Annotated in this window: 7 protein-coding genes; all 7 read left to right on the plus strand. The window is 74.0% G+C overall.

Features of this window, described 5'->3' with window-relative positions:
* Window positions 1-3,646 (plus strand): type I polyketide synthase (locus ACWD01_RS22230; protein WP_451164397.1); only part of this gene is annotated, 3,646 nt, incomplete at its 5' end.
* Window positions 3,643-4,419: a thioesterase II family protein gene (locus ACWD01_RS22235; RefSeq protein WP_451164399.1), complete on the plus strand. Its 777-nt coding sequence runs from the start codon at window positions 3,643-3,645 to the stop codon at window positions 4,417-4,419. The genes ACWD01_RS22230 and ACWD01_RS22235, both read left to right, overlap by 4 nt.
* 192 nt (window positions 4,420-4,611) lie before the next feature.
* Window positions 4,612-5,442, plus strand: coding sequence for a hypothetical protein (locus ACWD01_RS22240; protein WP_451164401.1), 831 nt, complete (start codon window positions 4,612-4,614; stop codon window positions 5,440-5,442).
* 84 nt (window positions 5,443-5,526) lie between these two features.
* Window positions 5,527-8,682 (plus strand): non-ribosomal peptide synthetase, encoded by a 3,156-nt coding sequence (locus ACWD01_RS22245; protein WP_451164403.1) that lies wholly within the window; start codon window positions 5,527-5,529, stop codon window positions 8,680-8,682.
* 23 nt (window positions 8,683-8,705) lie between these two features.
* A complete protein-coding gene (locus ACWD01_RS22250) occupies window positions 8,706-9,536 on the plus strand; it encodes a glycoside hydrolase family 16 protein (protein WP_451164405.1) in 831 nt (276 codons plus the stop codon).
* Window positions 9,533-11,074 carry a prenyltransferase gene (locus ACWD01_RS22255; protein ID WP_451164407.1) on the plus strand — a complete coding sequence of 514 codons (1,542 nt, stop codon included), beginning with the start codon at window positions 9,533-9,535 and terminating at the stop codon, window positions 11,072-11,074. The genes ACWD01_RS22250 and ACWD01_RS22255 overlap by 4 nt, the downstream gene beginning before the upstream one ends.
* Before the next feature lie 491 nt (window positions 11,075-11,565).
* On the plus strand, window positions 11,566-13,659 hold the full coding sequence (locus tag ACWD01_RS22260; RefSeq protein WP_451164409.1) for a HelD family protein: 2,094 nt from the start codon (window positions 11,566-11,568) through the stop codon (window positions 13,657-13,659).
* Window positions 13,660-13,781: the final 122 nt, after the last annotated feature.

The following is a 13,781-nucleotide window of genomic DNA, read 5'->3' on the forward strand; positions in this document are numbered from 1 at the left end:
ACCGCACCTGCTGCCGATCCGGCTCGACGTCGCGGCGCTGCGGCGTTCCCTCGGCGCGGAGGAGCCCGTGCCGGCGTTGCTGCGCGGGCTGGCACGCCGCCAGGTGCGCCGCGCCGCCGCCCGGGAGGGAGCCGAACCGCAGAGCCGGTCTCTGGCCGCCCGGCTGGGCGAGTTGGAGCCGGCCGGGCGGATGGCGTCGATGCTCGGCCTGGTGCGGGAGCACACCGCCGGGATCCTGGGGTACGCGGGCGCCGGAGGTGTCGAGGCCGAACTCAGCTTCAGGGACCTTGGGTTCGACTCGCTGACGGGCATCGAGCTGCGCAACCGGCTTGCCTCGGCCACCGGGCTGCGGCTGCCGGCCACGCTGGTCTTCGACCAGCCGAGCCCGGTCGAACTGGCCCGGTATCTGGTCACCGAGGCCCTCGGTGACGAGCCCGACACCGCGGCCGGCCCGGCTCGGCGCAGCGACCTGGACCCCGACGAGGACGCGGTGGCCGTCGTGGCCATGGCCTGCCGTTATCCGGGCGGGGTGCACACTCCGGAGGACCTGTGGCGGCTGGTGCGCTCCGGCGGCGACGCGATCTCCGGGTTCCCCGCCGACCGCGGCTGGGACACGGAGGCGCTGTACCACCCGGACCCGGACCACCCCGGCACGACGTACGCGGTAGAAGGCGGATTCCTGTACGACGCCGCCGAGTTCGACGCGGGCTTCTTCGGCATCTCGCCCCGCGAGGCCCTCGCCATGGACCCCCAGCAGCGCCTGCTCCTGGAGACCTCCTGGGAGGCCGTGGAACGGGCCGGCATCGACCCGCGGACCCTGCGAGGCAGCCGTACGGGCGTCTTCGCCGGCGTCATGTACCACGACTACGGCACGCAGGTCACCGAGGTGCCGGAGGGGCTGGAGGCGTTCCTCGGCAACGGCAGTTCCGGCAGCATCGCCTCTGGCCGGGTGGCGTACCACCTGGGTCTGGAAGGCCCGGCCATCACGGTCGACACGGCCTGTTCCTCCTCGCTGGTGGCCCTGCATCTGGCCGCGCAGTCGCTGCGCAACGGCGAGTGCTCGCTGGCGCTCGCGGGCGGCGTGACCGTGATGACCACGCCCGGTACGTTCATCGGGTTCAGCCGGCAGCGGGGGCTGGCCCGCGACGGGCGGTGCAAGGCGTTCGCGGACTCCGCGGACGGCACGGGCTGGGGCGAGGGCGCGGGCGTCGTGCTGCTGGAGCGGCTGTCGGACGCGCGGCGCAACGGCCACCCGGTGCTGGCGGTGGTGCGGGGCAGCGCGGTGAACCAGGACGGCGCCAGCAACGGCCTCACCGCCCCGAACGGTCCCGCGCAGCAGCGGGTGATCCGCCAGGCCCTGTCCAGTGCGGGGCTGACCGGAGCGGACGTCGACGCGGTCGAGGCCCACGGCACCGGCACCAGCCTCGGCGACCCCATCGAGGCGCAGGCGCTGCTGGCGACGTACGGCCAGGACCACATTCCCGAACAGCCGCTGTGGCTCGGCTCGGTGAAGTCCAACATCGGCCACACCCAGGCCGCCGCCGGCGTCGGCGGCGTCATCAAGATGGTCATGGCCATGCGCCACGGCCTGCTCCCCCGTACCCTCCACGTCGACACCCCCTCCACCCACGTCGACTGGGACTCCGGAGCCGTCTCGCTGCTGTCGGAGACCACCGAGTGGCCGGAGACCGGCCGTACCCGGCGAGCGGCCGTGTCGTCGTTCGGGATCAGCGGGACCAACGCCCATGTCGTCCTGGAGCATGCCGCGCCGGACGAGGCCGGGGCCGAGGAGGGCGAGCCGGGCGGGGTCGTCGCCCTGCCGTGGGTGCTGTCCGGCAGGAGTCCGGAGGCCCTGCGCGCCCAGGCCGCCCGGCTGCGGGACTTCGTACAGGAGCGGCCGGAGCTGACTGCCGCGCAGGTCGGGCTGTCGCTGGCCACGACCCGGTCCGCGTTCGCGTACCGGGGTGCGGTGCTCGGCGACGACCCGGCGGAGCGGCTCGCGGCGCTGGAGGCGCTGGCCCGTGGCGAGGGCTCGCCGTCCGTGGTGACGGGTGCCGCCGCGGGCGGTCACAAGGTCGCCTTCCTGTTCTCGGGGCAGGGCACCCAGCGGCCCGGGATGTGCCGGGAGCTGTACGCCTCGTCCGAGGTGTTCGCGGCGGCGTTCGACGAGGTCTGCGCGCAGTTCGGACCGCTGCTGGAACGGCCCCTGGCCGAGGTCGTGTTCGCGGAGTCCGGCTCCCCGGAGGCGGAGCTGCTCGACCGCACCGAGTACGCCCAGCCCGCGCTGTTCGCCGTCGAGGTGGCGCTGTTCCGGCTGCTTGAGGCGTGGGGGCTGCGACCCGACCTGCTGGCGGGGCACTCGATCGGTGAGCTGGCGGCGGCCCATGTCGCCGGGGTCTTCGACCTGCCCGACGCGGCACGGCTCGTGGCGGCCCGTGGCCGGCTGATGCAGTCGCTGCCCGCCGACGGGGCCATGGCCTCGCTGCAGGCGGCCGAGGACGAGGTGCTGCCGCTGCTGGCCGGGCGGACGCACGAGGTGGGGGTGGCCGCGGTCAACGGGCCGTCGACCGTGGTCGTGTCGGGCCGCGAGGGCGCGGTCGAGGAGATCACCGCGCACTTCAGGGCTCTCGGCCGCAGGACCCGGCGGCTGCGGGTCAGTCACGCCTTCCACTCGCCGCTGCTGGATCCGGTGCTCGACGAGTTCGCGGCGGTCGCGCGCGAGGTGTCGTACCGGGCGCCGCGCGTCCCGGTCGTCTCCGACGTCACCGGGGAGACGGCGTCGGACGGGCTGCTCCAGGACCCCGGCTACTGGGTGCGGCACGCGCGGGAGGCGGTGCGTTTCGCCGATCAGCTGACGCGTCTGGAGAAGGAGGGCGTCACCGCGTACGTCGAGGTCGGCCCGGACGCGGTGCTGGCCGCGATGGCCCGGGAATGCCTCGGCGGTCAGGCGCTGGTGGTACCCGTCCAGCGGCGCGACCGCACCGATGCCCGGGCGCTGGCCACGGCCGTCGCCGAACTGCACGTCCACGGTGTGTCCCCGGACTGGGCGGCGGTGTTCGCCCCGACCGGCGCCCGTACGGTCGAGCTGCCGACGTACGCCTTCCAGCGCACGGCGTACTGGCTGCCGTCCGGGCCGCAGCAGGCGCCGGCCGGCGGCAGCGACCTGGAGCGGCGGTTCTGGCGCGCTGTCGGCAGCCGGGACGTCGGCGCTCTGGCCGCGCTGCTCGACGTCGACTCCGCCCGTGAGGCCGACTCCCTGAACGCGGTGCTGTCGCTGCTGTCGGCCTGGGACCACAGCCGCGCCACCACCGCCATGGAGGCGCCGGAGGACGCCCAGCCGTCCGAGGACGACGGGCACCTGGCGCGGGCCCTGGCGGACGCGCCCGAGGACGAGCGGCCGGCGCTGCTGCTGGAGGCCGTGCGGTCGGCCGCTTCCGCGGTGCTCGGGCACGCCGACCCGCACGCGCTTCCGGCCGAACAGGACTTCCTGGACGCCGGGTTCGCCTCGCTGACGGCCGTCGAGCTGAGCGCCCGGCTCACCAAGGTCACGGGCCTCGACCTGCCGCCCACGCTGATCTACGACCACCCCACGCCGGCAGAGCTCGCCGCGCACCTGCACGAGGAAATGAAGAGGACCGCGTCATGACCCCCACACGTACCGCACCCATCGAGAGCCCCTGGATCCGCCGCTACCAGCCGGCGCCCGCCGACGGTGTCACCCTGGTGTGCTTCCCGCACGCCGGTGGCTCGGCCACGTCCTTCCACGCACTGTCCCGGGCGCTCGCCGGACGGCTGGACGTGGTGGCCGTGCAGTATCCCGGCCGTCAGGACCGGCATCGGGAGCCCGCCTTCGAGGACCTGCACGAGCTGGCCGACGCCGCGTTCGACGCGGTCGTCGAGGCCGTCGGCACCGACCGCCCGCTCGCCCCGTTCGGGCACAGCATGGGCGCGTCCGTCGCCTTCGAGGTGGCCGCGCGGCTGGAGCAGCGGGCGGGCGTGACGCCCGTGTCCCTGTTCGTGTCGGGGCGCCGGGCCCCCTCCCGGCACCGCAGCGAGGACCTGCACCGCAAGGGCGACGACGCGCTGCTGCGGGAGATCCGCGCCCTGGACGGCACCGCGCAGGCGGCGCTGGACGACGAGGACATCGTCCGGATGTTCCTGCCGTCCCTGCGGGCCGACTACAAGGCGATCGAGCGCTATCGCAGCGCGCCGGGCGCGGCCGTCGGCTGCCCCGTCGTCGCGCTGACCGGCGACAACGACCCGAAGACCACCGTGGAGGAGGCCCGGGCCTGGCAGGAGCACACCACCGGCCCGTTCGACCTGCGGGTCTTCGGCGGCGGTCACTTCTATGTCTCGGAGCAGACCGACGCGGTCGCCGAGGTGCTGGCCACGCGGCTGGGGGTCGCAGGGGTCGGCTAGGGGTTATCCGAGCCAGGAGGCGAAGTTAGCGTGACCGCGCATTCTCCGTATTCCACGGACGCGAATTCACCGTCCCTGAACACGAATCCGCTGTCCTCGGACGTGCATTCACCGTTCTCCACGAACGCGAGTTCACCGTTTTCCACCGAACCGAACGCAGTGTTTTCCACAGACCATGGGGGATCCCGAACCATGACCGATCAGCAGACGTGGCGGGTTCTCGGCAACGCGGACGCGCACGAGCTCGTGCTCGCCGTGGACTTCGACGCCACCGGCCGGGCCGAGGGCCGCTTCACCGATCTGGCCTCGGGTCTGGGTGACCTGCTGCCCTACTCGATCTGGGAGACGATTCCCCAGGAGGCCGGGACCGGTGCCGACGATGCCGACCCCGTCGAGCGGTGGCTGGAGGAGGTGGCGGCCGACGGCCGCCCGGTCCGCGCGGTATTCGGCTTCTGTGTCGGCGGCGTCTACGCGGGCGTGATCGCGCAGCGCCTCGCCGCCCGGCAGGAACAGGCGCCCGCGCTGGTGCTGTTCGACCCCGAGCAGTCCGGCCCGCTGACCCTGTACTCGCAGTTCTACAAGGTCCTCGACTCCATGTCCGCCCTGCTGAGTGCCGAGGAGACCGCGCAGGCGGCGGACGAGGCGCGGCGGGCGCACGAGCAGCACACGACGATGGCCGCGCTGGGCGCCGAACTCCTCGACGTGTACCGGCGTACCGCCAAGCCCGCCTTCGACCGGCTGGAGCTGGACGCCAAGCGGATGGAGGAGATCACCGCGGTCTTCGCGTCGTTCGTCGGCTATCTGATCGCGGCCGCGGACATCGACCCTCTGCCCGCGTGGCGGGAGGCCGTCGCCGTCACGTCCTCGTCGCCCACGAGCGGTCTGAACGGCTCCCGCGCGGCCGGCCAGGACATCGCCGTGGGCCGGGAACTGCGCGTCGACGTCCGGCACGTCGACCTGCTGCGCGACCCCGGTGTCACCCGCACGGTGACCGAGCTGCTCGGCGCGGACAGGCCCGCCTGAGAAGTCACGTACGCGCAAGTCCCGTACGCGCGAATCCCGTACGTACGCCCCACCGAATTCCCGCGAACCCACGGAACGGTTGGAATGCCAGAAGCAACGGAAGTCCGGTCCCGCCCGGCCGACAGCAAGGAGCACGCCCTCTGGCTCCTGGACGAGCTGGTGCCCGTCAAGGGGGTCAACAACCTCTCCGTCGCCCTTCAGGCCGACGGGCCGCTGCTCGGCCCGGCGCTCCAGGGCACGATCGATCTGCTGCTGCGCCGGCACGAGGCGCTGCGCACGGTGTTCCGGCAGGAGCAGGCGGGCCTCGTCAAGGAGGTGCTCGACCCCGCTGCCGTGCGGATCGAGGCCGAGCAGCTGGCGGCGGAGCCGGGGGAGGTCGCCGCTGTCGTCGGGGAGTTCATCGCGCGTCCCTTCGACATCGACGGGCGGCCGCTGGTGCGGGCCGCGCGGGTGAGGTGCGCGGACGGCGACGCGTTCTGTCTCGCCGTCCACCACCTGGTCTTCGACACGGTCTCCGGCGCGGTCCTGCTGGAGGAGTTCACCGCCGGGTACACGGCGCTCGCGGCCGGTGCCGCGCCACCCGCGGAGCTGCTGACCGCGCAGCCGCCGTACCGGGAGCCCGCTCCCCGCGCGGCTGCCGTGGAGTACTGGCGCGGGCAGCTGGCCGGGGCTGACGCCGCGGGCCTCGCCCTGTGGTGCGGCAGCGAGGATCTTCCCGAGCCGACCCTCACCGGTGACCAGATCACGGCCGACCTGTCCCCGCGGGCGACCGAGGTACTGCGCCGGCTGCAGAAGGAGCTGCGCGCGCCGGAGGCGGTGGTGCTGCTGGCCGCGTACGGCCTGCTGCTGGCCCGGCACGGCGCGGGTCCCGACCTGGTGGTGGGCACCCCGGTCAACGTCCGGGCGCGCGAGGCGTCCAGGGCCGTCGGCTACCACGTCAACACCCTGCCGCTGCGCATACCCGTCGACCTCGGCGGCGGCTTCCGCGACCTGGTGCGGACCGCCCGCGACGCGTTCCTCGGGGCGGTCGCCCACGCCGATGTGCCGGTCGACGTCCTGCTGCCGGAACTGCGCAGGGACGGCGGCGCCTCCTGGCGCAACACCGTCTTCCGCCATCTGTTCAACTACGTTCCGGACGACGGCCGTACGAGCTTCCCCCTCGGCGACACCACGGCCCGCAGGCTCACGGTGGAGAACGGCTTCAGCAAGTTCGACCTGGAGTTCTTCTTCCTGTCCTCGGCGGACAAGGTGACCGTCCGGGCCGCGTACTACACGCAGGTGCTGGACCGGGCCGACGTACAGGGGCTGCTCGAACGCTTCGAGGCGCTGCTGCTCGCGGCCGCGGAGGGGCCGGACCGGCCGATGGGCGAACTGCCGCTGGCCGGGCCCTCCGACCTCGCCGTGCTGGCCGCGAGCAACGACACCGCGCGCCCGGTGGATCCGCCCAGCGTGCTCGCGGCGGTGCGGGAGCGGGTGGCGCTGACGCCGTCCGCGCCGGCCGTCGTGGGCGACGGTCGCAGCACGACGTACGCCGAGCTGTGGCGGGCCGCCGAGCACACCCGGGACGTCCTGGCGGACGCCGGGGTGAGGGCCGGTGACATCGTCGCGCTCGCCGCGCCCCGGGGTCCCGAACTCGCGGCCGCGGCCCTCGGGGTGTGGCTGGCCGGAGCGGTGTATCTGCCCGTCGATCCGGAGCACCCCGTGCAGCGCCTGGCGTACGTCCTGGAGGACTCCGGCGCGCAGGCAGTGCTCACGGCGCCGGGCGTGGAGCTGCCCGAGGGGGTCCGGGCGCGGGTCGTTCCGCTGGAGCCGCTCGCGCGGGACGGCTCCGGCCCGCTGCCGGACCCCGGTGCCGGCGGCCCCGATCCGGACTGCTGCGCCTACCTGATCTACACGTCCGGCTCGACGGGGAAGCCGAAGGGCACCCTGGTCGGCCACCGCAGCCTCGCCAACGTGGTCCAGCACTTCGCCGAGGAGCTGAAGGTCACCGCGGACGACGCCGTGCTGTGGCTGACGACCTTCGCCTTCGACATCTCCGCCCTGGAGCTGTTCCTGCCGCTGGTGTGCGGCGGACGGCTGGTCGTGGCCTCCGACGAGGCCCGCACCGACGGCCGGGCCCTGCTCGCCGAGGTCGTCGCGCACGACGTCGGCATCGTGCAGGCCACCCCGACGACCTGGCGGGTCGTCGCCGACGCGGCGGACGGGCAGCTCGCCGGCCGGCGCCTGGTCTGCGGCGGGGAGCCGCTGCCGCCGGCGCTGGCCCGCACGCTGGCCGCCTCGGGCGGCTCACTGCTCAATGTGTACGGCCCCTCCGAGACGACCATCTGGTCCACCTCGGGGCCGGTGCCGGACGAGGTGGTCCGCGCGGACGTGGGCCGTCCGATCGCCAACACCCAGGTGTTCGCCGTCGACCCGGACGGCCGGGAGCTGCCGGTCGGTGTGCAGGGCGAGCTGTGCATCGCCGGAGCGGGCATCGCGCTGGGCTACCACAACCGCCCCGAGCTGACGGCGGACCGCTTCCGCGACCATCCCGCGTACGGGCGCCACTACCGCACCGGCGACCTGGCCCGGCTGCGGCCCGACGGCAGCGTCGAGCTGCTGGGCCGGACCGACCGCCAGATCAAGCTGCGCGGCCACCGGATCGAACTGGGCGAGGTGGAGGCGGTGCTGCTCGACCGTCCGGACGTACGGGACGTCGCCGTCGTCGTGGTGGGGCGCGGCGGGCCGGACGCCGCCCTGGTCGCGTTCGTGGAACCGGCGCAAGGAGCGGAGGGAGGGGACGCCGTGGCCGAGGTGGACACCGCCGGGCTGACGGCCCATGCCCGGTCCCTGCTGCCCTCCGCCGCCGTACCCCAGGAGATCGTCGTGCTGGAGTCGCTGCCGACCACCGCCAACGAGAAGCGGGACCATCTCGCGCTGACCCGCCACGCCGAGCAGCGCCGCTCCGAGCGCAGTGCGGCCGCGGGGGCGGAAGAGGCCTCGCCCGAGGCGCAGTCGGGGACGGCCGGGCGGCTGCTCGCCCTGTGGCAGAGCACGCTCGGCCGGACCGACCTCGGCCCGCACGCCAACTTCTTCGACAGCGGCGGGCATTCGCTGCTCGGCGCTCAGCTCGTGCAGCGCATCGAGAAGACGCTGGGTGTGCCTGTGCGCCTGGCCGACCTGTTCGCCCATCCCACCCCGCTCGCCATGGCCGAGCATCTCGATCCGGACGCCGCCGCACCGTCGGCCCCGGGCAACTGAGGAAGACGGAGCCCGAGAAAGACATGGAGACCGTGAACGAGAAGCACGCCACCGCCCCGGCCGCCGCGACCGCGCCGCCGTCGTGGAAGGTCCTGTGGCAGGACACGTTCGAGGGCCCGGCCGGGTCCCCGCCCGACCCCGCCCTGTGGCAGGTCGTCACCGGGCAGCCGTTCGGCGCCGGCATCGAGTTCCACACGGACGACCCCGCGAACGTCGGCCTCGACGGCGCCGGGCACCTGCGGATCACCGCCACGCACGAGGACGGGGAGTACCGGGCGGCGTGGCTGGAGACCCGGCGCGAGGACTTCGTGCCGCGGCCCGGCGGCGCGCTGCGCCTGGACGCCCGGGTGAAGACCGCAGCGGGTCCGGGCCTGGACTGCGCGCTGTGGGCCTGGGGCACGCAGTTGCGGCACCGGGGTGACGAGGACCCGGTGCAGGCGTGGTACCGGGCCGGGGAGATCGACGTCATGGAGGCGCTCGGCTCCGAGCCGGACTCGGTGTGGGGTGCCGTCCACTCCCCCGAGTGCCACCAGATCCCGTCCCTGGGCATGGGCGCCCGTACGACCACGGAGGACGGCAGCCCGCTCAGCGCGGACTTCCACACCTACTCGGCGGTCTGGCGGCGCGGCCCCGACTCGATCACCTGGTACCTGGACGGCCGCGAGTACCTGAAGCTGACCCCGCAGGACACCACTCCGAAGGGCTGGCTGTTCGACCAGCCCGTGTACTTCTGTCTGGCGATCATCATCGGCAGCCCCGGCGGCCCGGTCCTGCCGGGCGACCCCGACCCGGCGACGCTGCCGTCGTCGCTGCTCGTCGACAGCATCACCGTCTCCGAGGAGCTCCCCGCGTGAGCACGCCCACGGACGTGGACCTCGACCGGCTCGTCGCCGAGCTGGTCGAGCGGGTGCTGGACGACCCGACCGGCGCGCTGGGTCCCTCGGTGTACGAGACGGCCCGGCTGGTGTCGCTGGCCCCGTGGCTGGACGGGGACGCCGCCCGGGTCCGGTATCTCCTCGACGAGCAGCGGTCCGACGGCAGTTGGGGCGGTCCCGGCGGGTACGCCCTCGTGCCGACGCTGAGCGCGACGGAGGCGCTGCTGGCCGTGCTGGGCTGGGAGGGCGGCGAGTTGCCGCTGCCGCCCGCGGCGCTCGTCGAGGCCGCGCGGCGGGGGCTCGCGGCGGCGGCCGCGCTGGTGGCGGGCAGCGCCGAGGAGCCGGTGCCGTCGACGGTCGTGTTCTTCATGGTCATCCCCGCTCTGGTGGAGGGGATCAACGCCCGGCTCGCCGTCCTCGGGGACGGACCGGTGCAGCCGCTGGCGCTGCCGCACGGGCTGACCGACGAGGCGCTGCGTGGGCTGCGCGGGGGTGCCTGGCGCAACCCGCTCGCCGGTCACTACCTGGAGATCGTGGGCCCGGCGGCCGTCGGCGCCGCCGAGATGGAGCCGGTCGACGGGGTCGTCGGCTGTTCCGCTGCCGCGACCGCCGCCTGGCTCGGCCCTCGGGAGCCGGCCGCCCCCGCGCACCCCTCGGTGCGCTTCCTGCGGCAGGCCCAGGAGCGGGGATCCGGCGCGGTCCCCGCGATGACCTCGATCGTGTACTACGAGCGGGCGTGGATCGCCGGAAACCTGGCGACGGCGGGGGTGGAGCGTGAGGTGCTCGCTCCGCTGCTGAAGGAGCTGCCGGGTGACGTCGGCCGGTCCGGGGCGCCGACCGCGCCGGGGTTCGCGTACGAGGCGGAGACCAGCGCGATCGTTCTGACGGCCCTGGCCCGCCTGGGGGCGCCGCAGGAGCCGGAGTACCTGTGGCAGTACGACGCGGGCAGCCACTTCATGTCCACCATCCCGGAGCACGAGCCGTCCACGACCACCAACGCGCACATCCTTGAGGCGTTGGGCTGCCACCCGGCCGACGGTCCTCCTGCTGAGGGGGACCGGTCCCGGGACGCCGTCGCCCGGATCGCGTCGTGGCTGCGCGACCGCCAGGGGCCGGACGGCAGCTGGTCCGACAAGTGGCACGCCTCGCCCTACTTCGCGACGATGCGCTGCGCCCTGGCCCTGCACCGGTACGCCGGCCCGGCGTCGGCCGAAGCCCTCGGCAGGTCCGTCGACTGGCTCCTGCACCGGCAGCACGAGGACGGCTCCTGGGGCCGCTGGGACGGCACACCGGAGGAGACGGCCTACGCGGTACGCACCCTGCTGGAACTCACCGCCGACGGAGACGCCCGCTCCGAGGAGGCGACCCAGGCCGTACACCGAGGCTGCGCCTTCCTCCTGAAGCACGGCCTGAACGCCGAACACCACCCCCCACTGTGGATCGGCAAGGAGCTGTACGCCCCCGGCCATCTGGTCCACGCGGCGGTGCTGGGCGCACTGATCGCGGCCAGGCGGTAACGGGCCACCGAAGCACTGCCGGCGGCCGGCGGTCACCAGCCGCCGGCTGCGCCGGCACCGCTGGTCCCACCCGGCGGTGCCCGGCCGCTCGAAGCACTAGGCACGCCCGGCGGCTACCGGCCGCCAGAAACGCGTGGCCCCGGGCCGCGACACCGGCGCCGCGAAGCGTTGGTTGCGGCCGACGGCAAACAGCCCCCGGAGCACTGGGCACGCCCGGCGACAACCGGCCGCTCGGAACGTGACCGCGACCCGGCGGCAGCAGACCCCCGGCAACTCCGGCCGCGGCCCGGTCGACACCGGCCGCGCGGAGCGCTGGTCGCGCCCAGCCGTACGCGCCCGCTCGGAGCACTGCGCGTAGGCCGTCGGTATCCGGCCGGCAATAACACAACCCAGCCAGTCTATTAACCGGGTTCAGTTATGCTGGGACCCGGAATTCGCCGTCCGGCCTCGTCGGGCGGCGCGCAAGGCCGTCACTTCGGAAAGGTCGATCGATGACGTCACACGTCCAGGACACGTACGGCACCCAGGAGGCCGTCGGACTCGACGACGAGCTGGCCCTGGAGCGTGCGTACGTCGCGGTGTGCCGCGAGGCGATGACCCGGCAGGTGGACGATGCCCAGTACCAGGTCGTCGCGGGCGAGGACGTGTCGGGTGACGGCGCGAGTGCCGAGGCGCTCGGCCGCTACCTGCGCACCCGCGCACAGCAGATGGCGGAGGAGCCCGACAGCCCGCTGTTCTTCGGCCGGCTCGACTTCGAGGACTCCGAGGAGGCGGGGGACCACCGGCGGCAGCGGTACTACATCGGCCGCAGGCGGATCTCGGAACACCCGGCCGCACCGCCCCTGGTGATCGACTGGCGTGCGCCGGTCTCCCGCACCTACTACCAGGCGAGCGCCCTGGAGCCGCGCGGCGTCGCGGTGCGGCGGCGCTTCGGGTGGGCGCCGTGGAGCCACGGCGCTCCCGAGGACCTCACCGGACTCGAGGACGAGCACCTCGACCACGCCCGCGGCGACGACGGCGGCGACGCTGCGAGCGCGATCGTCGCCGCCGAGATCGAGCGGCCTCGCCTCGGCCCGATGCGCGACATCGTCGCCACCATCCAGCCGGAACAGGACAACCTGGTCCGCAGCGAGCTGAACGAGTCGGTCTGTGTGCAGGGCGCCCCGGGCAGCGGCAAGACCGCCGTCGGCCTGCACCGCGCCGCGTATCTCCTCTACACGTTCCCCGAGCGGCTGCAGCGCAGCGGTCTGCTGATCATCGGCCCGAACCGCACCTTCCTGCGCTACATCTCCGAGGTGCTGCCGTCGCTGGGCGAGATCGACATCGCCCAGCTGACGGTGGAGGACGTCGTCGCACGGCACCCGGTGCGGCGGGCGGACTCCGAGGACGTCAGCGTCCTGAAGCACAGCGACCGTATGGCCACCGTCCTTGAGCGCGCGCTGTACGCCCGGGTGAGGCACTCGGAGGAGTCCATCGCGGTCACCGACGGCTCGTACCGCTGGCGGGTGGACTCGTACGACCTGGCCCGGGTCATCGACGAGGTGCGGGGCATGGGGGTGCCGTACGGGATCGGCCGCGAGCATGTGCGTTCGCGGGTGGTCACGCTGATCCAGCAGCAGGCCGAGCGGCGGGCCGGCCCGAAGAGCGTGACCTGGGCGCGCAAGATCGGCCGTTCGAAGCCGGTCGCCGCGCTGCTGGAGGCAGCGTGGCCGGTGGCGCGGCCGGAGGAGGTCGTGGCCACGCTGCTGAGCGATCCGGCGGTGATGGAGGCCGCGGCGGACGGGGTGTTCGACGCCGCCGAGCAGCGGGCCCTGCTGTGGGCGAAGCCTCCGCGGTCGGAGAAGAGCGCCACCTGGTCGGTCGAGGACATGCTGCTGCTCGACGAGGTCGCGGGGCTCATCGAACGCCCCGAGGGCTACGGCCATGTGGTCGTGGACGAGGCTCAGGACCTGTCGCCGATGCAGTGCCGGGCGATCGCCCGGCGCAGCGCGTTCGGCTCCATCACGGTGCTGGGCGACCTGGCCCAGGCGACGGCGCCGTGGTCGGCGCGGACCTGGCAGGAGCAGCTGACGCACCTGGGCAAGGCGCAGGCCACGGTCGTCCCGCTGACCACCGGCTTCCGTGTGCCCGCCGCGGTGATGGAGCTGGCCAACCGGCTGGTGGGCGCCCTGGGCGTGGACGTGCCGCCGGCCCGCTCGCTGCGCCATGACGGCGAGTTGACGGTCAGCGCCGTCGACGACCTGGCGTCCGCCACCGTGTCCGGCGTCCGCGCGGCCCTCGACCGCGAGGGGTCGGTCGCCGTCATCGCCGCCGACGACGCGGTCGCCGCCACCTCGGCGGCGCTGCGCCGGGCGGGCATCGAGACGGCGACGGCCGAGGAGGTCGGCACGGCCGCCCGGGTGACCGTGCTGCCCGCGACGGTCGTCAAGGGCCTGGAGTACGACCATGTCGTCGTGGTGGAGCCGGCCGCGATCGTCGAGTCCGAGCCGCGCGGACTGCACCGGCTGTACGTCGTGGTGACGCGTGCGGTGTCCCGTCTCGACGTCCTGCACGCCCGGCCGCTGCCGGAGCCGCTCGCCGCCTGAGGCGCGGACCGTCCGAGAACGGTCGAGGCCTGTCCGAGAGGTGCGGCCCGGGGATTCCCCCGGGCCGCATTTTCTTTCGCCTCTTTGAAGAACCCCAAGGCGGAAAATTGCCCTGGCTTTCG

It is taken from the genome of Streptomyces sp. NPDC002835 (assembly GCF_053591995.1).

Coding starts and splice junctions, on each gene's coding strand:
- ACWD01_RS22235 (WP_451164399.1), top strand. CDS start 3,643: ATGACCCCCACACGTACCGCACCCATCGAGAGCCCCTGGATCCGCCGC.
- ACWD01_RS22240 (WP_451164401.1), top strand. CDS start 4,612: ATGACCGATCAGCAGACGTGGCGGGTTCTCGGCAACGCGGACGCGCAC.
- ACWD01_RS22245 (WP_451164403.1), top strand. CDS start 5,527: ATGCCAGAAGCAACGGAAGTCCGGTCCCGCCCGGCCGACAGCAAGGAG.
- ACWD01_RS22250 (WP_451164405.1), top strand. CDS start 8,706: ATGGAGACCGTGAACGAGAAGCACGCCACCGCCCCGGCCGCCGCGACC.
- ACWD01_RS22260 (WP_451164409.1), top strand. CDS start 11,566: ATGACGTCACACGTCCAGGACACGTACGGCACCCAGGAGGCCGTCGGA.